22 protein-coding genes, 1 tRNA gene and 1 pseudogene are annotated in these 25651 nt (G+C 66.4%); 8 read left to right on the forward strand and 16 right to left on the reverse strand.

Annotation, left to right across the window (positions count from 1 at the left end; genetic code table 11):
• Positions 1-137 precede the first annotated feature (137 nt).
• From G9V96_RS06125 to G9V96_RS06135, 3 genes are all read left to right on the forward strand, one after another.
• Complete coding sequence (locus G9V96_RS06125; RefSeq protein ID WP_168582247.1) at positions 138-1838, forward strand: sodium-dependent transporter; 1701 nt, start codon at positions 138-140, stop codon at positions 1836-1838.
• Positions 1838-1960: a methionine/alanine import family NSS transporter small subunit gene (locus G9V96_RS06130; RefSeq protein WP_168582248.1), complete on the forward strand. Its 123-nt coding sequence runs from the start codon at positions 1838-1840 to the stop codon at positions 1958-1960. The genes G9V96_RS06125 and G9V96_RS06130 overlap by 1 nt, the downstream gene beginning before the upstream one ends.
• Before the next feature lie 463 nt (positions 1961-2423).
• The gene (locus G9V96_RS06135) at positions 2424-5285 is read left to right on the forward strand and encodes a VaFE repeat-containing surface-anchored protein (RefSeq protein WP_168582249.1); all 2862 of its coding nucleotides are present in this window, start codon (positions 2424-2426) and stop codon (positions 5283-5285) included.
• A gap of 823 nt (positions 5286-6108) precedes the next feature.
• Here G9V96_RS06135 and G9V96_RS06140 read toward each other — a convergent pair.
• From G9V96_RS06140 to rsmI, 5 genes are all read right to left on the reverse strand, one after another.
• Positions 6109-6846 (reverse strand): succinate dehydrogenase/fumarate reductase iron-sulfur subunit, encoded by a 738-nt coding sequence (locus G9V96_RS06140; RefSeq protein ID WP_168582250.1) that lies wholly within the window; start codon positions 6844-6846, stop codon positions 6109-6111.
• Positions 6843-8855: a fumarate reductase/succinate dehydrogenase flavoprotein subunit gene (locus G9V96_RS06145; protein ID WP_168582251.1), complete on the reverse strand. Its 2013-nt coding sequence runs from the start codon at positions 8853-8855 to the stop codon at positions 6843-6845. Before G9V96_RS06145 ends, G9V96_RS06140 begins: the two co-directional genes overlap by 4 nt.
• Positions 8856-8867: 12 nt before the next feature.
• On the reverse strand, positions 8868-9563 hold the full coding sequence (locus G9V96_RS06150) for a succinate dehydrogenase cytochrome b subunit (protein ID WP_168582252.1): 696 nt from the start codon (positions 9561-9563) through the stop codon (positions 8868-8870).
• A 275-nt stretch (positions 9564-9838) separates the two neighbouring features.
• Positions 9839-10954, reverse strand: coding sequence for an alanine dehydrogenase (gene ald / locus G9V96_RS06155; RefSeq protein WP_168582253.1), 1116 nt, complete (start codon positions 10952-10954; stop codon positions 9839-9841).
• A 161-nt stretch (positions 10955-11115) separates the two neighbouring features.
• The gene (gene rsmI / locus G9V96_RS06160) at positions 11116-11967 is read right to left on the reverse strand and encodes a 16S rRNA (cytidine(1402)-2'-O)-methyltransferase (protein WP_168582254.1); all 852 of its coding nucleotides are present in this window, start codon (positions 11965-11967) and stop codon (positions 11116-11118) included.
• Positions 11968-12034: 67 nt separating this feature from the next.
• Here rsmI and G9V96_RS06165 point away from each other — a divergent pair, with 67 nt between their 5' ends.
• Entirely contained in the window at positions 12035-13627 is a 1593-nt protein-coding gene (locus G9V96_RS06165; protein WP_168582255.1) for a dolichyl-phosphate-mannose--protein mannosyltransferase, read from the forward strand.
• Here the strand turns inward: G9V96_RS06165 and G9V96_RS06170 are convergent.
• Together G9V96_RS06170 and G9V96_RS14945 are read right to left on the reverse strand one after the other, a co-directional pair.
• On the reverse strand, positions 13599-15170 hold the full coding sequence (locus G9V96_RS06170) for a PH domain-containing protein (protein WP_168582256.1): 1572 nt from the start codon (positions 15168-15170) through the stop codon (positions 13599-13601). The genes G9V96_RS06165 and G9V96_RS06170 overlap by 29 nt on opposite strands.
• Before the next feature lie 53 nt (positions 15171-15223).
• Positions 15224-15901, reverse strand: a complete 678-nt coding sequence (locus G9V96_RS14945; protein WP_210424475.1) for a PH domain-containing protein — start codon at positions 15899-15901, stop codon at positions 15224-15226.
• A 70-nt stretch (positions 15902-15971) separates the two neighbouring features.
• On the opposite strand from G9V96_RS14945, the gene G9V96_RS06180 reads away from it, so the two are divergent.
• Positions 15972-16466, forward strand: a complete 495-nt coding sequence (locus tag G9V96_RS06180) for a GNAT family N-acetyltransferase (RefSeq protein WP_168582257.1) — start codon at positions 15972-15974, stop codon at positions 16464-16466.
• 49 nt (positions 16467-16515) lie between these two features.
• Here G9V96_RS06180 and G9V96_RS06185 read toward each other — a convergent pair whose 3' ends face one another.
• From G9V96_RS06185 to glp, 8 genes are all read right to left on the reverse strand, one after another.
• On the reverse strand, positions 16516-17790 hold the full coding sequence (locus G9V96_RS06185) for an MFS transporter (protein WP_168582258.1): 1275 nt from the start codon (positions 17788-17790) through the stop codon (positions 16516-16518).
• A gap of 240 nt (positions 17791-18030) precedes the next feature.
• Entirely contained in the window at positions 18031-18399 is a 369-nt protein-coding gene (locus G9V96_RS06190) for a hypothetical protein (RefSeq protein ID WP_168582259.1), read from the reverse strand.
• Positions 18400-18633: 234 nt separating this feature from the next.
• Positions 18634-18709: transfer RNA gene (locus tag G9V96_RS06195), tRNA-Ala, on the reverse strand.
• 76 nt (positions 18710-18785) lie between these two features.
• Positions 18786-19667 (reverse strand): hypothetical protein, encoded by an 882-nt coding sequence (locus tag G9V96_RS06200; RefSeq protein WP_168582260.1) that lies wholly within the window; start codon positions 19665-19667, stop codon positions 18786-18788.
• 176 nt (positions 19668-19843) lie between these two features.
• Positions 19844-20503, reverse strand: a complete 660-nt coding sequence (locus G9V96_RS06205; protein WP_168582261.1) for a GNAT family N-acetyltransferase — start codon at positions 20501-20503, stop codon at positions 19844-19846.
• Positions 20503-20979 carry a MogA/MoaB family molybdenum cofactor biosynthesis protein gene (locus G9V96_RS06210; protein WP_168582262.1) on the reverse strand — a complete coding sequence of 159 codons (477 nt, stop codon included), beginning with the start codon at positions 20977-20979 and terminating at the stop codon, positions 20503-20505. Before G9V96_RS06210 ends, G9V96_RS06205 begins: the two co-directional genes overlap by 1 nt.
• Positions 20976-21464, reverse strand: a complete 489-nt coding sequence (gene moaC / locus G9V96_RS06215) for a cyclic pyranopterin monophosphate synthase MoaC (RefSeq protein WP_168582263.1) — start codon at positions 21462-21464, stop codon at positions 20976-20978. The genes G9V96_RS06210 and moaC overlap by 4 nt, the downstream gene beginning before the upstream one ends.
• The gene (gene glp, locus G9V96_RS06220; RefSeq protein WP_226913520.1) at positions 21461-22747 is read right to left on the reverse strand and encodes a molybdotransferase-like divisome protein Glp; all 1287 of its coding nucleotides are present in this window, start codon (positions 22745-22747) and stop codon (positions 21461-21463) included. The genes moaC and glp overlap by 4 nt, the downstream gene beginning before the upstream one ends.
• Positions 22748-22846: 99 nt before the next feature.
• Here glp and G9V96_RS06225 point away from each other — a divergent pair, with 99 nt between their 5' ends.
• From G9V96_RS06225 to G9V96_RS15305, 3 genes and pseudogenes are all read left to right on the forward strand, one after another.
• Entirely contained in the window at positions 22847-23599 is a 753-nt protein-coding gene (locus G9V96_RS06225) for a 5-formyltetrahydrofolate cyclo-ligase (protein WP_168582264.1), read from the forward strand.
• A gap of 58 nt (positions 23600-23657) precedes the next feature.
• A complete protein-coding gene (locus G9V96_RS06230; RefSeq protein ID WP_168582265.1) occupies positions 23658-25217 on the forward strand; it encodes a potassium/proton antiporter in 1560 nt (519 codons plus the stop codon).
• 88 nt (positions 25218-25305) lie between these two features.
• Positions 25306-25446 (forward strand): annotated as a pseudogene (locus G9V96_RS15305) (FmdB family zinc ribbon protein); the annotation flags it as partial.
• A gap of 14 nt (positions 25447-25460) precedes the next feature.
• On the opposite strand, the gene G9V96_RS15310 reads toward G9V96_RS15305, so the two are convergent.
• A complete protein-coding gene (locus G9V96_RS15310) occupies positions 25461-25622 on the reverse strand; it encodes a hypothetical protein (protein WP_319643833.1) in 162 nt (53 codons plus the stop codon).
• Between the last annotated feature and the right edge of the window lie 29 nt (positions 25623-25651).

Consider the following 25651-nt stretch of genomic DNA (forward strand, 5'->3'; position numbering starts at 1 on the left):
CAGCCCTTATCGTGTGGCCTACAACACAGGTACCCAGGTGCGTGTCGTCGACTCCGATCAGCGCGCACCTGCTCGATCGATCGTGCGCGTTCCGCCACCCTGCGAACACGCGTTCCCTCTGACCGAAAGTCTCGTCGATGAGCACTACTTCCTCGCCGCCCGCAACCGGTGGCGCGCCGCACCGTGAACAGTGGTCCGGGCAGCTCGGGTTCCTTCTTGCCGCGATCGGCTCGGCAGTAGGCCTGGGTAATATCTGGCGGTTCCCGGGGGTGGCCTACACCAACGGTGGGGGCGCCTTCCTCATCCCGTACCTGGTGGCACTGCTGACAGCCGGCATCCCCATCCTCTTCCTCGACTACGCGCTGGGCCACCGTTACCGCGGCTCGGCGCCTGCGGTGTTCCGCCGACTTGCCCGGGGCGCCGAACCTTTGGGTTGGTTCCAGACGCTCATCGCCTTCGTCATCACGGTCTATTACGCCGTCGTCATCGCCTGGGCCGTCTCCTATGTGGGCTTCTCGGTCAACCTGGCCTGGGGCGACGACCCAGCCGGCTTCCTGGTCGGAGACTTCCTCAAGGTAAGCGACCCCGGGGTCACCTTCGACGTGGTGCCCGGCGTGATGATCCCGCTGGTCATTGTCTGGGTGGTCGTGCTCTTCATCATGGCGGCCGGCGTCCAGAAGGGCTTGGAGAAGGCCAACAAGATCTTCTTGCCGCTGTTGTTCGTGCTGTTCGCAGGGCTGGTCATCCGGGCGCTCACGTTGCCGGGATCCCTCGATGGCTTGAACGCCCTCTTCACCCCGGACTTCGCAGCGTTGGCCAAGCCCGGCGTGTGGATCGCGGCTTACAGCCAGATCTTCTTCTCGCTCTCGATCGCCTTCGGCATCATGCTCACCTACGCCAGCTACTTGCCGCGCCGCGCCAACCTGGGCGGCACCGGTCTGGTGGCTGCGTTCGCGAACTCCTCCTTTGAGATCCTCGCTGGTATCGGCGTGTTCGCCACCCTGGGCTTCATGGCCAACGCTGAACAGAAAACGGTTGCCGAGCTCGAAGGCATCACCGGCGTCGGATTGTCCTTCATCACCTTCCCCACGGTCATCAGTGAGATGCCCGGCGGGAACATCTTCGGCGTGCTGTTCTTCACCTCCCTGGTGCTGGCCGGTTTGACCTCGATCATTTCGCTACTCGAGGTGGTCACGGCTGCGTTCCAGGAGAAGCTCGGGCTTTCCCGCATCGGTGCGGTGCTGGGTATCGGCGGGCTGTCGGCGGTGATGTCGATCATGTTGTTCTCAACCACCAACGGTCTGAACCTGCTCGACGTCGTCGACAAGTACATCAACGAGATCGGCGTGGTCACCTCAGCGATCTTGATGACGCTGGTCGTCACCTACGCGCTGGGCCGCTTGCCGGCGCTGCAGCGTCACTTGAACGGTATTTCGAGTATCCCGATCGGTGGTTGGTGGCGGGTGCTCGTCGGAGTCATCACTCCCCTGGCGCTCATCGTCATGCTCGCCACCACGGTGATCGCACTGGCTCGGGACGGCTACGACGCCTACCCGGCCTGGTTCACCAACACCTTCGGTTGGGGTGCAGTCGCCGCGGTCGCAGTCTTGGCCGTCGTGTTCACTCTCATCCCTTGGCGCACGGACGTCGACGCGCGTTCTGCGCATGACGATGCGGACGAAGGCCCCCCGGTTCACACCACGATCGAACCGGAGCCGATCATCTACGACCACCCGCACGGCTCGCACGCTGCGCCACACCCGGACAGCCAGAGCCACGGCACGAACGACCCGGCCGTTCGCTCCGAGGACCACATCGACCCCCGCAAGGAGCACTGATGACACCCATCGCGCTGACTTTCCTCATCCTGTCAATCCTGCTGGTCTGGGGTGGCCTGATCGTTTCGACCATCGCGCTCATCCGCACCTCCAATGACCCGGAGGACTACGCCCAGAACTGAGCCTGGCCTCATCGCCCACGGCCCCGCATCCACCTCGGATGCGGGGCCGTGATGCGTCCGACAGCACCCGGCTGCCCGTTCCGCAAGCCCGGGCAGCCAGCCTGGTTCACCGCGGTCAACGAATGGGCGTCAGCCTTGCCCGGGCAGGGCGAACCTCGTTGTTTCGCTGCACCATTGCGCTTCTCACAACTGGGCCGGCGACCAGTCCGCAATCCTTCTGGACGGCCGTATGGGAGGCGTCCTGGACAGTTGTATCCAAGATCTGAACGGTCGATCGACTTGGACGGGCATACTGATGATGTCGCCGCGAATGGGGGGAAACCAAGCGCAGCCGACATAGCCGGTTATGGGACCGGCGGACAGGCCGAGTACGACTCGCACCGGGATTACCACCGACGCGAAGACCACAAGGCCGGTCATACCGCACCGGGCTGAGGGGCCCACTTGTCCAGGGGGGACATTCATGAACACCACATCGCGCATCAAGCCGCAGCGCTCGATCGCAGTCATCGCCGCGATGGCACTTGCTGGAGGCCTCGGCCTCGCAGGTAGCGCAGCAGCAACGGCCGCAGGGGACCTAGGCAAGGGAGCCGAATGGCACCGGACACCAATCAATGCCGACGTATACACTTTAAAGAACGGACAGCCCGATAAGGTGAAGGCTGGGCTGATGGGCCTCGACACCGACCGTGACGGCAATACCGACACCTACGTCTACTGCATTGAGCACGACGTCCCGGTCTCGAACGTCATGGAGAGCCGCAGGGAGTACTACTACGCCTACGACTGGGACACCTACCGCTCGTCCGCCCCCAACTGGGAGAAGAACAAAACCCAGGTGGCGTGGATTCTGGCGAACTCTTACCCGCAGGTTGACGCGGCAGACTTCCGGGCGAAGACCGGCGTCCGAGCAGACCTGCCCCAAACGCAGATCGCCGCCGCCGTCCAGTCGGCAGTGTGGCACCTCACCGACGGTGTCGAGTTCGACTGGACGCAGCAGGGTGACTTCGACCGCGCTGAGCGCAAGAAGATCTATGACTACCTGATCGAGGGCGCCAAGTCCGCGACAGTCAACGCTCCCCTCAACGTCGGATTCTCCGGCGCGCCGATCACAGGGCAGGCGGGCAGCCTGGTGGGGCCCATCAAACTCAAGGGCACCACTGCAGCGACCGTGAACCTCGTGCCCGCCGAAGGCAAGACCGCTGTCCCCGCTGGTGTGACACTCGTTGACAAGCAGGGAAACCCGATCAGTGGCCAGGTGGCCGTCGACTCTGACCTGTACGTCCAGGTTCCCGCGGGCACCGCTCCTGGCAGCGTGCTGATCAACGCAGAGGTCCACGGCGTGAGCATTCCGATGGGGACCGTGTGGGATCACCCCACCATCACCACCCAGGCGCTCATCACCGCCACGACCACAGCGACGACCGCCTCAGCCTTCGCTTCGGTGAACTGGGACAACAAAACAGTCAACCCGGCCATTGGCACCACCGCCAGTGACAAGGCCGACGGCGACAAGATCGTCGACTCCCAGAGCACCGGCGCAGCCATCAACGACGAGGTCGCCTACACCGGCCTCATCGGCGGCAAGGAATACACCCTCAAGGGCGAACTCATGGTCAAGGGTGAGGACGGCAACCCCGTCGCCACCGGAATCACCGCCCAGAGCACCTTCACCGCCGACGCCACCGGCAACGGCACCGCCACAGTCACCTTCGAACTGACCAAGGAACAACTGGCCGAGTACGCCGGCAGAGACCTCGTCGCCTTCGAACAGGTCTACCTCGGCAGCAACACCACCCCGGTCGCCGTCCACCAAGACATCAACGACAAGGGCCAGACCGTCACCCTGACGCGGATCAACCCGGTCATCGGCACCACCGCCAGTGACAAGGCCGACGGCGACAAGATCGTCGACTCCCAGAGCACCGGCGCAGCCATCAACGACGAGGTCGCCTACACCGGCCTCATCGGCGGCAAGGAATACACCCTCAAGGGCGAACTCATGGTCAAGGGTGAGGACGGCAACCCCGTCGCCACCGGAATCACCGCCCAGAGCACCTTCACCGCCGACGCCACCGGCAACGGCACCGCCACAGTCACCTTCGAACTGACCAAGGAACAACTGGCCGAGTACGCCGGCAGAGACCTCGTCGCCTTCGAACAGGTCTACCTCGGCAGCAACACCACCCCGGTCGCCGTCCACCAAGACATCAACGACAAGGGCCAGACCGTCACCCTGACGCGGATCAACCCGGTCATCGGCACCACCGCCAGTGACAAGGCCGACGGCGACAAGATCGTCGACTCCCAGAGCACCGGCGCAGCCATCAACGACGAGGTCGCCTACACCGGCCTCATCGGCGGCAAGGAATACACCCTCAAGGGCGAACTCATGGTCAAGGGTGAGGACGGCAACCCCGTCGCCACCGGAATCACCGCCCAGAGCACCTTCACCGCCGACGCCACCGGCAACGGCACCGCCACAGTCACCTTCGAACTGACCAAGGAACAACTGGCCGAGTACGCCGGCAGAGACCTCGTCGCCTTCGAACAGGTCTACCTCGGCAGCAACACCACCCCGGTCGCCGTCCACCAAGACATCAACGACAAGGGCCAGACCGTGAATCTGACCCCTGCGCCGATCACGCCGAACCCGACGCCGACCACGCCGAGCACGCCGAACCCGACGCCGACCACCCCGAGCACGCCGAACCCGACGCCAACCACCCCGACCACCCCGAGCACGCCGGAGCCCACCAAGCCCAGCACGCCGGAACCCACCAAGCCTGCGCCTTCCAAGCCCAGCACGCCGGAGCCCACCAAGCCCAGCACGCCGGAACCCACCAAGCCTGCGCCTTCCAAGCCCAGCACGCCGGCGCCCACACCGGCCAAGCCGACGGCTCCCAAGCCGCAGAAGCCGGAAACCCCGACCCAGACCAAGCCAGCCGGGCGGATGGTGACGCGCACCTTCCAGGTTGACCGCTACATGCCGAAGAACGCTGCTCAGGCCCGCGTTGTCGCTTCGCTAGACAACGACTCTCGCCTCGGGTACCGCGAGGACCGCCCGCTCTGGGGCGCCAGCCGCTGGCAGTTCGTGACGGTCAGCGTCCCGGCCAACGCCACCAAGGCTCAGGTCATCAAGGCCATCAACGCTAAGACGACCCGCGCAGTGGGCGATGTCCGCACTACGGCCAAGCTCAGCACGGCCAAGGCAGGCGGCAGCTACGTGGTGGCCTGGGAACTCGGACGGGGCGCGAAAGCCTCGCCCAAGCTCGCCTGGGGCGCTCGCAAAAACGTGAGCCAGATCTTCATCGCTCGTTCCTGACAGACCCCCTGGCCGCCCCAGCGGCGCTGCACACGGCAGCGGCCCGTCCACCACCGGTGGACGGGCCGCTGCTTTGCGTTGGGGTAGGTCGACTTTGGAGGCGCCGCGCGGGTGACCCCCGCCACGACACCGCAGACTTGTTCGGTGCCGACCCGGGTCGGCTACCGCTGCGCACACATCCGTGCCCGGCGCCACCATCGCACCCGGCAACGAGTGGGCAAGTCTTCAGGCATCGGTGCCGCATCGATGACGCAACTGCCCCGTTGGCCACCCCTGACGTCAGTGGCGGTCCGGAAGGCCCGGCCTCTGGCAGCCTCGTGGCAGACCCCTGCCCTGGCGCTGTAATCCTCAGTTCCCCGTCGACCCTCGCAGCCCTCGGGCCGCCTTTCGTCATCACCACATCAGCGGTCCGCCCTGGCGGCCACGAGAGGAAGATATAAGTCAGCCGGTTGCTACGGGAGTGACCCCACAGGTTCCGGCGACCGTCCCGGCCCCTGCTGGGGCTCGACGGATTGGTAGCGCGATGTAGGCGAAAGCGACGGCCAGCTCGCGCCGGTCGGGTGGAAAGGCAGAGTCGGGGAACAGCCGAACCAACCAGGGCGCTGCGGGGACGGCCGGCGTGGCGATCACACCGGCCACCAGAGCTACCAATCACGGCTCCTGGCAGACGGCGACTGCCCGGGCAACCACGGCCGCGCAATGTGTCCCGCCCCAAGACCGCAGCGCGACGCAAGCCCGCCGGCGACCCTGAGGTGCAGATATACAGCGGCCCGCCCCGATGACTCGGGACGGGCCGCTGCTTACCTGCAGAAGAACCTACGGATCACTTACGCAAAGAGGTGAACAGGTCCTTGTTGAGCGTGGAGATCACGTCAAGCGGGATCTCCTTGGGGCAGGCTGCCGAGCAGGCGCCGATGTTGGTGCAACCACCGAAGCCCTCCTCGTCGTGCTGGTTGACCATGGCCCTGACGCGGTTCCAGCGCTCCGGCTGGCCCTGCGGCAGCTCACCCAGGTGGGTGATCTTGGCGCCCATGAAGAGCATTGCGGCAGCGTTCGGGCACGCAGCCACACAAGCACCGCAACCGATGCAGGCCGCCGCTTCGAAGGCCCGGTCGGCCTTCTTCTTCGGGACCGGTACCGCGTGCGCTTCTGGAGCCGCACCCGTGTTGGCCGAGATGAACCCGCCCGCCTGAATGATGCGGTCGAACGCGCCACGGTCGACGACGAGGTCCTTGATCACCGGGAACGCCGAGGCGCGCCACGGCTCGACCGTGATCGTGTCACCGTCCTTGAACGAGCGCATGTGCAGCTGGCAGGTCGTGGTGACCTCTGGGCCGTGCGGCTGGCCGTTGATGACCACACCACACTGACCGCAGATGCCTTCACGACAGTCGCTGTCAAAGGCGATGGGTTCTTCACCCTTGTCGTTGAGGTCCTCGTTGAGGACATCGAGCATTTCCAGGAACGACATGTCCTCGGAAACGTCATCTACCTGGTACGTCGCGACGCGACCGGAGTCTTTCGGACCCGCCTGACGCCAGATCTTGAGTGTGATTCTCACTTGTAGCTCCGCTGCTTCATCTCGACGAACTCGTATACGAGGTCTTCCTTGTGCAGGACGGGCGGCTCGTTCTCGCCGGCCCACTCCCACGCAGCGACGTACGCGAAGTCTTCGTCGTCACGCAGGGCCTCGCCCTCCTCGGTCTGGCTCTCGGCGCGGAAGTGTCCACCGCAGGATTCACGGCGGTGCAGCGCGTCGATACACATGAGCTCACCGAGTTCGATGAGGTCGGCCACGCGGCCGGCCCTCTCAAGGCTCTGGTTGAGCTCTTCAGCTCCACCGAGCACACGCACATTGCTCCAGAACTCCTTCTTGAGTTCCCGGATCTTCTCAATTGCATACTTCAGGCCCTCTTCGGTGCGCTCCATACCGCAGTACTCCCACATCAGGAGGCCGAGCTCGCGGTGGAAGGAGTCCACAGAACGGGTGCCGTTGCAGGTCAGGAAGTGCTCGATGCGGCGACGCACAGCTTCCTGTGCCTCCACAACGGCCGGGTGCGATTCGTCGACCTTCGGGTAGGGCCCGCTGGCCAGGTAATCGCGGATCGTGTTCGGGAGCACGAAGTAGCCGTCGGACAGACCCTGCATCAGCGCCGAAGCACCCAGCCGGTTCGCACCGTGATCGGAGAAGTTCGCCTCGCCCGCCACGAACAGACCCGGAATGGTGGACTCCAGGTCGTAGTCGACCCACAATCCGCCCATCGTGTAGTGCACGGCCGGGTAGATGCGCATCGGCACCTCGTACGGGTTCTCACCCGTGATCCGCTCGTACATGTCGAACAGGTTGCCGTACTTGGCCGAGACCGCGTCGCGACCCATCCGCTCGATGGCCTCTGCGAAGTCCAGGTAGACGCCGCGACGACCCTGGCCGGCAACCTCGGGGCCGACCCCACGGCCTTCGTCACACATGTTCTTCGCCTGGCGCGAAGCAATGTCACGCGGAACCAGGTTTCCGAAGCTGGGGTAGATGCGCTCCAGGTAGTAGTCGCGGTCCTCTTCGGGGATCTGCCGCGGGTCCTTGTCGCAGTCTTCCTTGCGCTTGGGCACCCAAATACGCCCGTCGTTACGCAGTGACTCACTCATCAGGGTGAGCTTGGACTGCTTGTCACCGTGCACCGGGATGCAGGTGGGGTGGATCTGGGTGTAGCAGGGGTTCCCGAAGTAAGCACCCTTGCGGTGGGCGCGCCACGTCGCTGTGACGTTGCAACCCATCGCGTTGGTCGACAGGAAGAAGACGTTGCCGTAGCCACCGGAGGCGAGCACGACGGCGTCAGCCAGGTGCGTCTCGATCTCGCCCGTGACCATGTCGCGAGCGATGATGCCGCGAGCGCGGCCGTCCACGACGATGAGCTCGACCATCTCGTGACGGGTGAACATCTCCACGGTGCCGGCAGCGATCTGACGCTCCAGCGCCTGGTAGGCGCCGATGAGGAGCTGCTGACCGGTTTGGCCACGCGCGTAGAACGTACGGGATACCTGCACGCCACCGAAGGAACGGTTATCGAGCAGGCCGCCGTACTCACGAGCGAAGGGGACACCCTGGGCCACGCACTGGTCGATGATCGTGGCGCTCACCTCAGCGAGGCGGTACACGTTCGACTCACGCGAGCGGTAGTCACCGCCCTTGACCGTGTCGTAGAAGAGACGGTAGGTCGAGTCGCCGTCCTCCTTGTAGTTCTTGGCCGCGTTGATGCCGCCCTGAGCCGCGATCGAGTGCGCCCGGCGCGGGCTGTCGTTGTAGCAGAACGCCTTGACGTTGTAGCCCGCTTCGCCCAGCGTGGCCGCTCCCGCGCCACCGGCCAGGCCGGTGCCGACGACGATCACCGACAGCTTGCGTCGGTTGGCAGGGTTGACCAGCTTGGCATCGAACTTGCGCTGACTCCAACGACCCTGGATGGGGCCGGCGGGTGCCTTCGCGTCAGAGATGGGGTCGCCCTCGCGGTACAGACCGTGGAGCATTCCCTCCTCCTCGGACCGGGTCGCCGGTTCTGGATAAATGGTGTGTGACATGTGACAGACGCCTTACTTGATCAGACCGAACATGATGGCCAACGGCGGGATGAGGAACCCGATGACGATGAACCCGGAGAGGAACAGCCCGGCCATCTTCGCGAGGTTTCGCGACTTCGCAGTGTTCGTCCAGCCGAGGGTCTCGGAGGCGCTCCACACGCCGTGGTGGATGTGCAGGCCCAGAGCGATCATCGCGAGAACGTAGATGAGAGTCAGCCAGGGCACCTGGAAGGCGTTGACCACCATCGCCGCCGGGGATTCCACAGCCGGCCCGACGGTGAACCAGCGAAGCGTGAACTGGGCGAGGTGGAAGAGGATGAACAGCAGCAACGTGATGCCGCCCCAGCGCATCGTGCGAGAGGAGAAGGGCGTCCCCATCGAGTTCTTCACGAGGTATCGCGACTTACGAGCCCGACCGGCGCGCGCCCACAGTTTCATTGCCGAGTAGACGTGGGCAGCAAGCGCGATCAGCAGGGTCACGCGGAAGACCCAGAGGAAGCCGGTGTACGGCAGCATCGGGGCACCGAATTCGCGCAGGTGATGCGCGTAGGTGTCGAACGCCTCGTGACCTGCCAGGATCTTGAGGTTGCCGTACATGTGCATAAGGACGAAGAGGACGAAGTAAAGCCCTGAGACGGCCATCATGATCTTGAGACCGATGGTCGAACGAGCCGAACTCCGTTGCGTTGTCAGAGTCGTAGTAGCCACGAGCGAAGTCTGCCCTGTTCTGCGAGTCGATTCGGGTTGGGAACGCTCACAGTGACGATTTCGACATCGTCATGACGAGCCTGGTGGGCAGGTGAGCGGCTGCCCGTCAGGAATTAGCCGACCCCTCATCTTAGTCTGCGACATCTGGAATGGACGCCGGCCCTGGATTATGGACTTAGGTCCTCGCCTTTGCGCTCCGGGGTGCCCGAAGCCCCAGGCAGGTTGCGGACGCGTCCGCGCCCCCGGTATGACCCGGGGGCGCGAAGCCAATCAGATCAGGCCAGGACCTCGTCCAGGTGGGTGTACTCGAGGTCGAATGCGTCGGCCACAGCCTGGTACGTGATGTGCCCGTCGTGGGTGTTCAGGCCCAGAGCCAGCGCCGGGTCCTGCTGCAGCGCAGCCTTCCACCCCATGTTCGCCAGCCGGACGGCGTACGGCATGGTCGCGTTCGTGAGCGCATAGGTGGAGGTGTGCGGCACCGCGCCAGGCATGTTGGCCACGCAGTAGTAGAGCGAGTCGTGGACTTCGAAGACAGGGTCGTCGTGCGTGGTGGGACGCGAGCCCTCGAAGCAGCCGCCCTGGTCGATGGCGATGTCGACAAGCACGGAGCCCCTCTTCATCGTGGCGACCATGTCATCGGTGACCAGCTTGGGCGCCTTGGCTCCGGGGACGAGTACCGATCCGATGACCAGGTCGGCCTCGGCCACCTGCTCAGCGACGGTCAGCTGGTTGGAAGCCAACTGGTGGATGCGGCCCTGCCAGCGCCAGAAGACCTGACGCAGCTTCTCCAGGTTGGTGTCCAGGATCGTCACGTCGGCGCCCATGCCGACCGCGATGTTGGCGGCGTTCTGGCCGGCGACGCCGCCGCCGAGCACGACGACCTTGGCGCTGGCCACACCGCCGATGCCACCCATGAGGACACCGCGGCCGCCGTAGGCCCGCATGAGGGCGTGCGCGCCGACCTGAGGAGCCAGACAACCGGCAACCTCAGACATGGGGTAGAGCAGCGGCAGTGCGCCGTTGGGCAACTGGACCGTCTCGTAGGCGATGGCAGTGGTGCCGGCCTTCATCAACGCTTCGGTTCCAGGACGGTCAGCGGCCAGGTGAAGGTAGGTGAACAACACCAGGTCTTTGCGGAGCCGGTGGTACTCGCACTCGATGGGCTCTTTGACCTTGAGCACCATGTCGGCCTGACCCCAGACGTCGTCGGCCTCTTTCAGCATGGTGGCGCCGCGGGCTACGAACTCCTCGTCGGCGATTGAGGACCCTAGTCCGGCACCCTCCTGCACAAAGACCTCGTGACCGTTCTGGACAAGTTCGTGCACCCCGGAGGGGGTGATCGCGACCCGGTACTCGCGGTTCTTCACCTCGGTTGGAACACCGATTTTCATGACTCTCCTCGCCCTGGATCCTTCGCGGCGGTGCGGCACCCCGCGAGTCGAGCGCCACGGGTAGAGAAGCCCGTTGTTGACTGCGCCGTCGACAGAATCAAGGCTAGTGGGCGAGATTCACCCCCGCCATGACTTTGGCAAACCCCCTTCGAGAGAGCTGATCACATCCGGCTGGCGCGCTGCCTGGCCACGGCCAAGTCATACAACTCCTTGGTGGAACACCCCCAGGAGGCGGAAGCCGCTTTGCAGGCGTCCTTGAGCCGTACCCCCTCCGCCACCTGTTCCAGGACTTCCTCGACGACCTCGCTCGGCGCTGCTCGACGCGCGGGGGCACCTTCGACCACGAGGGTGACCTCCCCGCGCACCTCGTTCTGCGCCCATTGCGCCAACTCTGCGAGCGAACCGCGGCGTACCTCTTCATAGGTCTTGGTCAGTTCTCGGCACAGCGCCGCACGGCGTTCCGCCCCGAACACTGCCGCCATCGCGGCCAGAGTCACCTGCGTACGGTGGGGCGCTTCGAAGAAGACCATCGTGCGCTGCTCAGCTGCCAGGTTCGCCAGCGCCCGCGCCCGCTCCCCTGGTTTGCGCGGCAGGAACCCTTCGAAACAAAACCGGTCCACCGGCAGCCCGGAGACGGCCAGCGCCACCGGCACCGCGCTCGGCCCCGGGATGCAGGTGACGCGCACATCGGCCGCAGCGGCTGCCTCCACGAGCCGGAAACCGGGGTCGGACACGCTGGGCATCCCCGCATCGGTCACCAGAAGCACTCGGGCTCCGGTACGCATCCGCTCCACCAACTCAGCGGTTCGGCCGGCTTCGTTGTGTTCGTGGTAGGCCAGTACCGAGCCCACCGGTTTCACCTCCAGGTCGGAGCAGAGCCGGTGCAGGCGGCGAGTGTCTTCGGCGGCAACAACATCCGCACGCTGCAACTCCAGCGCCAACCGGGCCGAGGCATCCCGCGGGTCCCCGATGGGTGTGGCGGCAAGAATCAGTAGTCCGTCGGAGATGCTCATCCCCTGATCGTGACAGCATGCCGCCTGGTTGATCAGGGCAGGTGCCGGTTCGCCCTACCATTGGGCTATGAGTCAGACCGAGCGGCTGAGGCTGCGGCTGCTCGGGGTTCGCCCGACGGACACCTTTGCCGGGCTGTTGAGCGCCGTGCTGGTGGCTGTTTACGGCGGCATCCTGCGCTTCTGGCATTTGGGCCAACCGGGCACCCTCGTCTTCGACGAGACGTACTACGTCAAGCAGGCGTGGTCCCTCATTCGCTATGGCCACGAACGCAAGGTGCTGGACACCCTCGCCGCCAAGGACGCCACCCCGGGAGTGGATCAGGTGTGGGCCTCCGGGACACCGGATGTCTTCGGCGCCAATCCCGATTTCGTGGTGCATCCACCGATCGGCAAGTGGGTCATCGCCGCCGGTGAATATATCTTCGGCGCCTCCAACCCCTTCAGTTGGCGTTTCGGCGTCGCCGTCTTGGGCACGTTGTCGATCTTCATGCTGGCCCGCGCCGCGCGACGGATGTTCGGCTCGACCGTGCTCGGGCTGACGGCGGGCCTGCTGTTGGCCGTGGACGGCCAGCACTTCGTGCATTCGCGCACCGGACTGCTTGACATGTCGGTCATGTTCTTCGCCTTGGCAGGCTTCTGCGCTCTGCTCATCGACCGCGACGCCAGCCGGGAGATCTTGGCCCGCAAGGTCGGCGCCTTGCTCGAGCAGGGCGTCCAGCCCGATGATCCCGCGTTGCGGTACGGACCGTGGCTGGGGCTGCGTCCCTGGCGCTGGGCGGCCGGAGTCAGCCTCGGGTTGGCGATCGGCGTCAAATGGTCGGGGTTGTACTTCCTGGCCATCTTCGGGTTGATGACGGTTTTCTGGGAGATGGGCGCACGCCGATCCGTGGGGATCCGGCGTTGGTGGGTCGCCTCAATGCGTGGTGATGCCCCGGCCGCGTTCTTGACCATCGTCGGATCGGCGCTGCTGACCTACCTGCTTTCGTGGTGGGGTTGGTTCGCCACCGCAGGCGGGTGGAAACGCGACTGGGCGCAGTCACATCCGGCGCACGGCATCGGCTCGCTGGTTCCTGACGCGATGCGCTCGCTGTGGGCTTACCACGCCGAGATGATGCGGTTTCACGTCGGACTCAGCTCCCCCCACGACTATCAGAGCAACCCGTGGTCGTGGATGCTGCAGATCCGCCCCACGTCTTTCTTCTACGAAGGCCCCAAGCTGGGCGAGCAGGGCTGCCGGGTGGAGTCCTGCAGCCGGGCCATCCTCAACTTGGGCAACCCACTCATCTGGTGGACCGCGTCGGCGGCGCTGCTGGTCCTGCTGTTCATGTGGGCGCTGAAGCGGGACTGGCGCGCCGGCGCTGTGCTCGCCGGGTTCGCAGGTGGTTACCTACCGTGGTTCCAATACCAGGAGCGCACCATCTACACCTTCTACTCGGTGGCGTTCGTGCCGTGGGTGGTGTTGGCGGTGACCTACCTACTCTCGTTGGCACTGGGACGGGCCGAGGACTCCCCCACTCGGCGCCGGGTCGGGGTCGGGATCTGGGCCACGTACTGCGTCGGGGCAGTGACGATGTTCGCCTTCTTCTGGCCGATCTATGTCGCCCAGGTGATCCCGTTTGCGCAGTGGCAGCTCAGGATCTGGTTCCCGTCCTGGATCTGAGCCGGTCCAGATAGGGCTCCACCAGTCCAGGAGTGGCGGCCTGCATGATCTGCACCGCGCGGGCCTGCGGAACATCGAGAATGACGATCTCGGCTGCCGAGGCCGCCACGGTGGCTTTCAACGTCACCAGGCCTCTGCGTCGTTGGAAGAACGAGGACTGCATCGTCCAGCCGATGATGGCGCTGCGGCGCAGCACTGAACGCTCGTGGGGGAACAACCCACTGGCCGCGACGAGGTGGCCGCTGGTCAGGGCATGCCCGAGCATCGCGTACCGGCCCTTGGCGATCGGCGCTGCCAGCAGCAGTGGAGTCGCCGCCAGTACCGCTGACCACCAAGGCATCTCCGCAATCCACAGCGCCACCCAGGACGGGATGACGACCAGCGCCGCGGCGGTGAAGGCGCGGGTGTACCGGCGCCGCGCGGCTGCAGTTCCGTGTTGCTGCAACGCGCAGGTGATGGGCTCTGGATCACCAAGCACCGCACCTGCCACACGCACGGCCTCGGCCAGCGGCGCCGGCGGTACCAGCAGGTCCGAGGAACTCGATGTCGCTTCCGCCCCGCCCGATAGTCCCGTCACCATCACGTCGGCCTTGGCAGCACCCACCCAGCGCAGCAGCAGGGGGCGAACCAGGGTGACCCCGCGCAGGCGTGTCTCTTCGACCGTCGTGTGTCGCGTGGTGAGCAGCCCCCGGCGCACCCCGAGCGTGCCCCCGGGGTGACGGGTCAGGGAGTAGTTCCAGTACATGAGGACGTAGGTGGTCATCGAAGCCGTCAGCAACACCACCAGCGCCGCCGCCACCCCCTCGATCAGGCTCAGCCACCACGGGGTGTGCTGTACGTAATCCACCACGGATGCGCCCAGCGCGCTCTCCAGCGCCTTCTCACCGATCTCGTCGATGTACTGCCCCAGGAAACCCATCGCGGCCAGCACCGCAACGGCGCCGGAGAGGGTGAAGGGCGCGTAGCGCAGCCACGCGGGTGATAGGCGGGACAGCTCGACATCGCTGAACTCTGCCCCGGGCGGTAGCGCATCGCCGGTGGCCGCTGTTGTGCCCTGACTGGGCGCGGCGGCTCTGCTCACGTGCAGCAGCGCGGAGCGCAGCGCCTGTGATTCTGAGGCGGACAGCCCGTCGAGTTTGAACGGTTCGTCAGAGCCGGTACCGATCTTCACCGTCGCCACTCCCAGCAGCCGGTGCAGCGGCGAAGCCGTCACGTCGACGGTACGGATCCGGTCCAGGGGCGCGGTGAGGGTATTGCGTTGCAGGAGCCCGCGCCGCAGTTGCAGCTGGGAAGAGGTGATGCGGTATTCGGTCTTCCACCAGGTGAGCACACCGACCACCAGGGCGAGCCCGATCAACGGGAGGGCGAACCACCAGAATTTCGCGTCGGTCGCGGCGGTGCCCACGATGACGACGGGCAGGAAGGAGGGCAGGGCCCCCACGAGGGACTGCACCGGGTCGATGAGCAGCATCCGTGAGTCCAGTCGGCGCCACCCGGTCCTCAATCGGGGGTCCAGTTCACCACCGGCACTCGGGGACTGCATCGATGCTGGTGGCATGTCGTGCGCCGAGGCCTGCCTGAGGTCCTCCAGGCTGCTCACGTCGCGTCGCCACGCACGGCTGAGGTCACCCGTGTCAGGTCCTCGACGAGCCGGTTCACGGTGGCCTTCTCCAGACCGGCTACCCGCAACGCGCCGGCAGCCGAGGCTGTGGTCACCGTCAGAGTGCCCAGTCCGAAGAGCCGTTCGATGGGGCCGAACTCGCTGTCAACGGTCTGGATGCGCGAGATGGGGGCGATGCGGCGTTCTTGGCTGACCCATCCGGACTGGGTGTACACCGCCTCTGCGGTGACCTCCCAGCGGTGGACCCGGTAGCGGTAGATGGGCATCAACCCGATATGGAGCGCCGCCAGCAGCAGGAACGCACCCAGAACCCACCACGCGATGGTGCGCTGTTCGGGCAGGAAGACAATCGCGGCCACGACGGCGGCTACCGGGATGAGCCAGCCGAGGCCGGCGCTGAGGCGCCACACCTGTTTGGCCTTGGGGCTCACGTGGTGCTGCGGACGCCGCCACTCGGCCTCCAGCGGTTGGTTCAGCGCGACCGCTCCCGGCCAGGACCCGCCGGGACCGTCGCTACCGGCGGTGGGACTGCCGGGCCAGGCGGGAACAGGCGGCGCGACGGAACGTTGTCCGCCGGCCCCTGGCCACGACTCCGGAGGGGGCGGCGTTTCCCGCCCCGGCCCTGCTCCACCTTGCTGGTCGACCGCACTCATATCTCTAGCGTCCCATGTCAGCTGGGGTGGCCACACGGCTGTCATCGCGGTGGTGGCAGATGATGGGTGCGTGACGATTCGCCCCGCCAATTCCAGGGACGTTGCCCGGATGCACCAGATCCTGCACGTTGCTGCTCGCGCCACAGCCAAGGACCACGTTTTCGTCGACGACGAAGAGTTCTTCGCAGCCCACGTCGCTGAGCGAGGGTTCACTCTGGTCGGTGAGGAAGACGGGCAGCTGATCGCCTTTCAGATCGTGCGCTTCCCGGGCCCGGACGAGGACAACCTCGGCCCTGACCTGCAGGTCGACCCGGCTCGCGTCGCGCACATGGAAATTTGCGCAGTGGACCCGGCCTTTCAGCGCCGCGGCTGGCAGAGCCGGCTGGTGGGCGCGGCCGTCCAGGCGGTGCCGTCCGGCTACGACGTGATCGCCAGCACCGTGCATCCCGACAACGCCGCTAGCCTGGCGGCTTTGCACCGCAGTGGGTTCCGCGAGGTCGCCCGGGTTCGCAAATACGGGGGCCTGCCGCGCATCATCCTTCGCCTCGATCTGAACCACGACTGACTGCAGCCCGTCGGCAGGGCCGGCCTAGGGCACCGGGCTCAGACCGCGCTCACGGGCGAGCTTTCCGCAGGACGGTAGCCCCGGCCTCTGGTTGGGTGAGCGTCTCGTCGCTGGCCGTTCGTAGGTTGCGGCGCAGGGCGAAGATCGTTGCTGCGACCGTCGCGAGCAGAGCGAGCCCAGCAAGGACCGCTGCGGCCGCGAGCAGACTCACCGATCCGATCCATCCGGCGATCGGGTAGGCGAAGAGGAAGCACGCGTGCGAGAGCGCGAACTGCGCCGTATAGACCAGGTTCCGGTTCTTGGCTGTGGAGGCATCGGCCAGGAGCCGGGAGGAGGGCGTGCTCACCAGCGAGGTGCCCAGGCCGAGAAGGGTCCAGGTGGCCAGCAACCAGCCCCATCCTGCGCCCCTAGGAGCGGCCGCAGTCACGATCACGGCCGACAACAGCGCCGCGGTGACGATGGCTGCTCCGACGAGCATCGTGTGCACCACGGTGAAGCGTTCCAAGATCCAGGGGATATTGGGGGCGGCCAGTAGGGAGCCCACCCCGAAGCAGGCCAGGGTGATGGCCAGCGCAGTATCCCCCAGGTGGTAGACCCCCCGCGCATAGACCACGGAGTTCACCAGCACCAGTGAGGTCCCCACCGCTGCGACGACGTTGGCGAGCATCAGGAACCGGAGCGTGTCCGTGCGGGCGAAGACCTGCACTCCCAAGGGGACCCGTTGCCAGAACGTGTGCTCCGCCTGCTCGTTGGGGATGTGCGGCAAACGCGAGGCCAGGACCAGGCTGGTAGAGATGGCGAACCCGGCCGCGGTGCCGACGAAGAGGAAGTTGTAGGCAACGAAACTGAGCAGGGCCGCCGCGATCATCGGGCTGAGCAGTGACTCCAGGTCGTAGGCGAGTCGGGACAGCGACAGCGCCCGGGTGTATTGGCGCGCCTCCGGCAGCACCGCGGGGATGAGAGATTGGAAGGCGGGAGTGAAGGTCGCCGATGCCGATTGCAGCACGAACACCAGCGCGTACACCTGCCACGGCTGCGTGACCAGCGGCAAGGTCAAGGCGATCGCCAGCCGTACCAGGTCGGCGCTGACCAGGACTGCCTTCTTCGGCAGCCGGTCCACCAGGGCTGCGATCAGAGGGGCCACCCCCACGTAGGCGATCATCTTGATGGTCAGTGCCGTCCCGAGCACCGATCCGGCGGCGTCGGTGGCGATATCGAACGCGAGCAGGCCGAGCGCAACGGTAAGTAGGCCGGTGCCCAGCAGCGCAATCACCTGTGCGCAGAACAGCTTCGCGTAGGTGGGGTTACGCAGAACCGACCACATCAGCCGCACCCCCTACCTGAACGGGCCGCAAAAGCGCCACCGGGCCACGGCACCGACGCAGGCCGAACCGGGCGATGGGCGAGAGCTGCGGAGGCGGATGGACGTAGGAAAGCCTCGCCTTATTCATGACCTGCATAGCTACGCAGGTTATTACATTCGGCGCTCCAGCGCTGCCCCCTAAGGGCGCGGAATGGGGGCGTGCGTCCTAGACCTGGGCCGGCCTCTGCGGCTTTTGGCTGGTCAGTCCGAGGCAGCCAGAGCCGAGCTGATGGCGGCTGCGAGTCTCACCGGATCGCCGTTACAGCGCTCGAGGGCCGCGGCATCCAGCAGAATGCGGTCGTTGCGGCCATCCAGGTAAAGCACGGCCGGTGCGTTACGGGGGCCGACCAGCGCCGCCGCAGCGGCATCCATCTCATCCAGGTGCACGACGCTCATGGCCAACGGCAGTCGAGGTGAGAGGGCACGCCACTGCTTCTTGCCCCGCGGGTTGAGTCCGTGAGTGATGTCGCACAGCGCGCAATGGCTACCGCCGGTGACTTTGCCGAGCAGATAACGCAACTCGCCCGCGAGCCCACCCCGAGCGTTATATACCCCGACCAGACGCGCCATCTCGGCCTACCTCTCGCTGCGCTCCCCTCATGCTCCCATCGCCGACGGCCCAGCGCGCGGCGTCTGCTGTGGGGGACCTCCGCCCGATAACGGCTACCCGAGACTCTGGCGCAAGCAGCTCCCGGGGCAGGGCACCCGGGACGGACACGGCGGGTGAGGATGCGGGCCCTGGATCTACGCATGAAAAACCCCGCCGACCCGGGAATCGATGTCCTGGTCTGACGGGGTGACAACTGGTGGAGCTGAGGGGATTCGAACCCCTGACCTTCTCATTGCGAACGAGACGCGCTACCAACTGCGCCACAGCCCCAGATGCGAGTCCTTACCCTAGCACCCGAAACCCAGCCGATCGAAATCGACTGTCGGGCAGGTGCGGACCAGGTGTTTCAGTCACCCACGGCCCGCGACCAGGGCTCGTCCCAGGCCACATCGTCCCAGTCGTCCTGCAGCGCCACCGGGGTGTTGTCCGGAACTGCGAGCGGGGGCGGCACGGGGTGATCGGCGCGAGCCTTGAGGGTGTAGGTGGGCGGCGGGACCGGGATCGGCTCCCACCCGGGAGTGCCCTGCAACGGGTCGTTCTTGTCCGGCTCGGCAACAACCTCGGGCTCGTCCCACTGGCGCACATCGAACGGTTCGTCCGCCGCGACCCGCTTGGGGGTGGCCACCAGCGGCGGCAACTCGATGAGTTCTTCCTGCACAGGTTCTTGCGCCGCGCGCAGTTGGCGCTCGGCAGCGCGCCGCACAGCGGCCTCGACGCGACGGACCCGCGCCCGGTCCGCGACAGCCTGGCTGCGCAACCACGCCACCACACAGACCGAAACCACCGCAGCCGCCACCGGAACCGCCACATGTACCAGACCGAAACCCGCCAGCACACCACAGACCAGCGCAGTCAACGCAGCGACCAAAGCGGCCACAGCGGCAACCCGACGTTGACGACGGACGCTACGCGGCATCACCACCGGAGCCGGCTTAGCCAGCCGGGTGGACCCGGTAGAGGGGTTAACTACGGAACCGCGGGCACCCGCCGGAGCAGGCGTACGGTAGAGCAGCGCCGATGCCGAACGACGCACCGGAGCCGAACTGGCCTCGAAGGTCTGGGCGCTTTCGCGGCGCACAGCGCGACGCTGCAGGACGCGCATCTGCGCGGAAAACCGGTCCACAGACCGGGCCGTTGCCAAGTGCTCCCGACGCCGCGTCGTATCGACCACGATGTAGGTAGCCCAGATGGCGACGACGGCGACGAAGATCAGGCTGCTGGGCGACACAACCTCAGGTTAGGCGCGCAACGCCCGACTGTCGGGAGTTATGGCGCGTGTCTGAGGAGAAAATCACAACCGTGTAACTCCACACGCCGAACGCGGCCGAATGTGGCGGTTCCGAAGCCGTCGTTGCTGCTAGCGCCCCGGAAAGCTGCCCAGCTGGCCGCGGTCGCTTACCAGCTTCAGGATGGGCTCTCCCCCGGAGGAACCGGGCGTGCCGAGGCGTGCAGATCTAAGCCGTTACGAGCGTGCCACTGCGCCACCAGTGAGCCCCCGGATAGGTCCTCGGTTGTGATGGCGAACGTGCGGTGGTCGCGCCAGGCTCCGCCGATGTGCAGATACCGCTGGCGCACTCCCTCATCACGGAAGCCCAACTTCTGCACCACCCGAAGGCTTGCCACGTTCTCGGGGCGAACATTGACCTCCACCCGGTGCAGCCCCAAACCGTAGACGGCGTGGTCGACCAGGGCCGCCAGACAGAGCGGGGCGATGCCCTGCCCGGCCATGGAACGAGCCACCCAATACCCGGCGCTGCCGCTGCACAGGGACCCCCAGGTGATCCCGAACAGGTGCATCTGACCCACCAGGCGCCCGCCGACCTCGATCACGAAGGGTTGCAGGCGACCGGCTTGCGCTTCACGTTCGTAGTGGCGAACCAGGGCGCGGAAACGCATCGGCCCGGCCGGGTTCGGGCTCGTTGCCTCCCATGGTTCAAGCCATTCCCGGTTGGTGAGCCGCAACCGCTCCCACTCGTTGCGATCCCGGGGGCGCAGCGCCCGCATGACGCGGTCGGGCTGGCCACGCTCGCGGACGGTCAGCACCGTCGGCCACAACCCGGCCATCAGTGATCACCACCGAGAATCTGCTCCAAGGCATGCGCCAGGACAGGTTCCAACACCTCCAGCGCGTCCTTCACCCCGCCGGTCGAACCGGCCAGGTTGACCACCAGGGCGTCACCGGCAACCCCGGCCACGCCCCGCGAAAGCATCGCGGTCGGCACGCCCTTGGCGACGCCAGCGGCACGAATCGCCTCCGGGATGCCCAGCACCTGCCGATCCAGCAACGGCAACGTCACTTCGGGCGTCAGATCGTTGGGGGCCAGACCGGTTCCACCGGTGGTGATGATGAGTCGGGCTGGGCCCTGGATCGCCTCCCGCAAGGCCTGCCCCACCGCTTCACCATCGGCGACCACGACAGCCTCATCGACCTGGAAACCCCAGTCGCGCAGCCGCGCCACGACCAGCGGCCCAGACCGATCGGCGTAGACGCCACCCGCGGCCCGCGTCGAGGCGGTGATGACCGCAGCGCGAGTACTCACGGCGCGTCTCGCTCATCCTCGACCCAGTCCCCGGAACGCCCTCCGGACTTCGCCGTGACCCGAATGTCGGTGATGCGGGCATGCTTGTCGACGGCTTTGACCATGTCGACCAGAGCCAGAGCCCCGACGCTTACGCACGTCAGCGCCTCCATCTCGATCCCCGTCCGATCCGCGGTGCGTACCGTGGCGGAGATGTCGACGCCGTCATCGGCCACGTGCAGGTCGACCGTTACCGCGTGCACCGCGACCGGGTGGGCCAACGGCACGAGTTCCGGGGTGCGTTTGGCCGCCTGGATCCCGGCCAGCCGGGCCACCGCGAGCGCATCCCCCTTGGGCACATCCCCGCCGCGCAGGGCCGCCACCGCACGTGGTGAGAGCAGCACCCGCCCGGCAGCGCTGGCGCTTCGGGCGGTGACGGGTTTGGCAGAGACATCGACCATGTGGGCGCTGCCATCAGCGCGGACATGGGTCAGGGATTCATTCATTCGGACACCTCCGTGCCGCACCAGGCGCGCCCGTACCAATCCGCCCCGCCGCGACGGGAGGTTGCGGCGCTGCCCAGCGGCATGACGAGTAGACGGTCGCCGATCTCGACGCGGGTGATGTGCGGTGGGACCAGAGCGAACCCGTCGGCCTCGGCCAGGCTGCCCAGAACGTGGGAGCCCTGACCACCGGCGGAGCGCGCTTTGAGGCCATCGCTGTCGTGCTCTAGGGCTACCCGCGCAAACTGCAGCTTTCCCGAAGGCGAGGGCCAGGCTTGCGCGGCCTGCGCCTCCAGCGGCGCCGATTCGAACGCAGGCCGTCCCGCCATCAGCCGAAGCGCCGGGGCGACGAAGGCGTGGAAGGAGACGAGTGCGCTGACGGGGTTGCCGGGCAGGGTGAACACCGGGGTGTTGTGTTCACCGATGGTGCCGAATCCTTGCGGCTTGCCCGGTTGCATGGCGACCCGGTCGAACTGGACCGTGCCCAGCCGGGTGAGGACGGCTTTGACCGCGTCGTAGGCGCCCATGCTCACCCCACCGGTGGTGATGATGGCGTCGGCGCGTCCCAGTTGGGCACGCAAGGTGCGCAGCACGGTCTCTTCGTCGTCGGCAACCCCGCCGACTCGGGAGGCGACCACGTCCAGTTCCCGGGCTACCGCGGCGATCATCGGCCCGTTGCTGTCGACTACCTGACCGAATCCCGGCACCTGCCCGGGGGTGATGAGCTCATCACCGGTCGAGATCACGACGACCCGTGGGGTGGGAATCACGGATAGTTCCCCGTGCCCGACCGCCGCCGCCAAGGCGATGTGGCGCGCGCTCAGGCGGGTGCCGCGCCGAAGCACGATCGTGCCCTCCCCCACGTCTTCACCTTGGGGGCGTACATGGCGGCCGTGCGGCACGCCCTCGTAGATGGACACCGATTTCACCCCGGCGTCGGTCTGTTCCACCGGAACGATCGCATCCGCCCCGATCGGTACCGGGGCGCCGGTCATGATGCGGAAGGTGCGTCCAGCGCGCAGCCGGTGGTGTGTGGTGTCTCCGGCGGCGATATCGCCTTCGACCGGCAACTGCACCGGAGCTTGGCTGGATGCGTCGGCGACGTCGGAGCTGTAGACGGCGTACCCGTCCATCGCTGAGTTGTCGAAGCCGGGTAGAGACACCCGGCTGCGTATGTCTGTGGCCAGCACACAGCCCAAGGCGTGGTCGAGCGCGGTGCGGGTCGGTGTCAGCTCGTGCACCGTGTTCAGGATTCGAGCCAGGTGTTCCTCGACGGGAATCAACAAGGTGCTCCCATCACATCCGAGGCGGGTTCGTCATCCCGTCACCCTATCGGCGTCAGAGCCGACCTGCGGGATGGCGAGCGGGCACGGCAGAATCACGCTATGGAGAGCAAGGATGCAAAGAAGGCTTTGCGCAGCCAGATCCGTCGCGCGCGTCGGGAGCGCGCGAACGCCCCGGACGCGGCGAGCGCGCGGGAACGGGCGGCGCAGGCGCTGGCTGAGGCGGTCCTGCGCCATCTCGACGAGACCATGCCGCTGGCCCAGCCGGCACCGGGATCGACCGGTGAGGCCGCGCAACCGTTGCCCCGGTGGGGTCAGCCCGGCGCGACCGTGGCGCTGTTTCGCTCCACCCCTACCGAACCGCCCACGCATGCCTTGAGCACGGCACTGCTGGAACGGGGCGTGCGGGTCCTGGTGCCGCGGACGTTGCCTGACCTCGACCTTGACTGGCATGAGCTGCTTCCCGGCACTCTCCACGAGCCGCCGATGGCGAACCTCGACGGCCGGCGCGGTTCCGCCGCCGCCAAGAGCGATGCCGCGGACCTGCCCGGTGGGGAGGACCGGGACGATGAAGGGCCCGCCCTGGGTGTGGAGGCCATCGGCCGGGCGAGCGTCGTGCTCACCCCGGGGTTGGCCGTGGACGCCTCCGGGCACCGACTCGGCCAAGGTGGCGGTTGCTACGACAGAGCGCTGCAGCGTCGAGCCGACGGTGCCCCCGTGGCGACGATCCTTTTCGATGATGAACTGGTCGCCGCGCTACCGCACGAACCACATGATTCCCCCGTCGATGCGGTGGTCACGCCCTCGCGCGGATGGACGGTTTTACCGATAGGGCCCGACCACCTGGGAAACTAGGCACATCTGCGGAGGCGCGAGCGCGCATTCGCGCACCTGTTTGACGGAAGGGGACTGGGTGAGCGACGGCGGCGGCTTCACGGTTGAGGACCTCGGGGTCGCCCTCGCGGTCTCGTCCGCTGTCCTGCTGGTTGCGGTAGCTGCGGTGCGTCTGGCGGTTCGCTCGGGGTTGCCGACCCTGCTGCTGTATCTCGGCATCGGCCTCATCCTGGGCCAGACGGGCCTGCACGAGGTGTTCACCTCGCTCGGCCTGGCCCGGGTGTTGGGTTACGCGGCGCTCATTCTCATCCTCGCCGAAGGCGGTTTGACGACCTCCTGGCCCGACATAAAACCCTCGGTCGCACCGGCAGCGCTGCTGTCCACGCTGGGCGTGGCCGTCTCAGTGGGTGTCATCGGTTTCGCCACCCACGTTTTCTTGCACGCCGACGTAGCCACGTCCCTGCTCATCGGAGCGATCCTGTCCTCCACCGACGCCGCCGCCGTGTTCTCGGTGCTGCGTGAGGTGCGGGTGCCCTCCAGACTTACCGGTGTCCTGGAGGCCGAGTCCGGGTTCAACGATGCCCCCGTGGTTCTGCTGGTCGTGGCGTTGTCGGAACACATCGTCGGTAGCGGTCACCTGAGTAACCCCTTCGACCTGCTGCTGCTCATCGCTCTGGAACTCGCCGGCGGCGCGTTCATCGGCATCGCCGTTGGCTACCTGGGTGGTCGCGTGATGCGGCATCTGTCCTCTGCGGCCGCCGGACTGGTACCCATCGGGGTGTTGTCATGGACGCTGCTCGCCTACGGTTTGGCCTCGGTGGCCCACACCAGCGGGTTCATCGCGGTGTACCTGTCGGCGCTGGTGCTGGGCAACATGCGGCTGCCGCACCGGGTGGCCTCGCGTGGTTTCGCCCAAGCGCTGGGATGGCTGGCGCAGATCGGGCTGTTCGTCATGCTGGGGATGCTCGCCGACGCCGAAGGTCTGCTGGAGGCTGTGCCGCTCGCGCTCATCCTGGGGCTTGTGCTGCTGCTGGTGGCTCGGCCGCTGTCGGTGTTCGCCTCCACGGTGTGGTTCCGCACCAGCTGGCGTGACCAGATCTTCCTGTCGTGGGCGGGCCTACGTGGCGCGGTGCCCATCGTGCTGGCCATCGTGCCGTTGCTGGTGGGGGTGCCAGGCATCTCGTGGCTGTTCAACGTGGTCGTCGTGCTCGTGGTGATCTTCACGGTGGTGCAGGGCCCGAGCATGCCGTGGGTGGCCAAGCAGCTCGGGGTCGACGAACCGGAGCGGCCGATGAGTCTGGATGTGGAATCGACGCCGCTGGACAAGGTCGGGGCCGAACTACTGGAGGTCGAGGTCGGTGAACGGTCGCTGCTGCACGGCTTGGAGATCTTCGAGCTGCGACTGCCGACAGGCAGCGCCGTTTCCTTGGTGGTGCGTGGCGGGGAAACCTTCGTCCCGACCCTGTCGACCCGGCTGCATCACGGCGATCAAATGCTCATCGTGGCGCCCTTCCGACTTCTCGGTGCTGTCGAGGAACGCCTACGCGCGGTCGATAACAGTGGCCGGTTGGCCGGTTGGTCTGCGGCGAAAAAACGCAGTGTCACCTCCCGGCGTCCCCCGCCCCGTCCCCGCAGCTGAAGCGGGCCGAGGTCGACCAGCGCGGCGGGGGCACCGCAGGCGGGGGACTACACTTGCCCCGATTCCCTGTCGCTGTTGGAGATGACACATGCCCACGTACGCTTACGCCTGCACGCAGTGCGAGCACCACTTCGAGATCGTTCAGTCGTTCACCGATGACACGCTGACGGTCTGCCCCGAGTGCGAAGGGCGATTGCGCAAGCTGTTCAACACTGTCGGCATCGTCTTCAAGGGATCTGGTTTCTACCGCACAGATTCCCGCGGCGCTGAGCCTTCCGGGAGCAAGTCCTCGGCGTCCAGCACGGCCTCCGGCGACGCCGGTGCGACGAAATCCAGCACGGCGAATGCGACGACGACAAGCTCGAACAGTTCGAGTTCCAGCGCCTCCAGTTCGACGTCGTCCACATCCTCCAGCTCTACCTCCTGAGCCGCCA

This window comes from Gephyromycinifex aptenodytis (assembly GCF_012277275.1).
Taxonomy (GTDB): domain Bacteria; phylum Actinomycetota; class Actinomycetes; order Actinomycetales; family Dermatophilaceae; genus Gephyromycinifex; species Gephyromycinifex aptenodytis.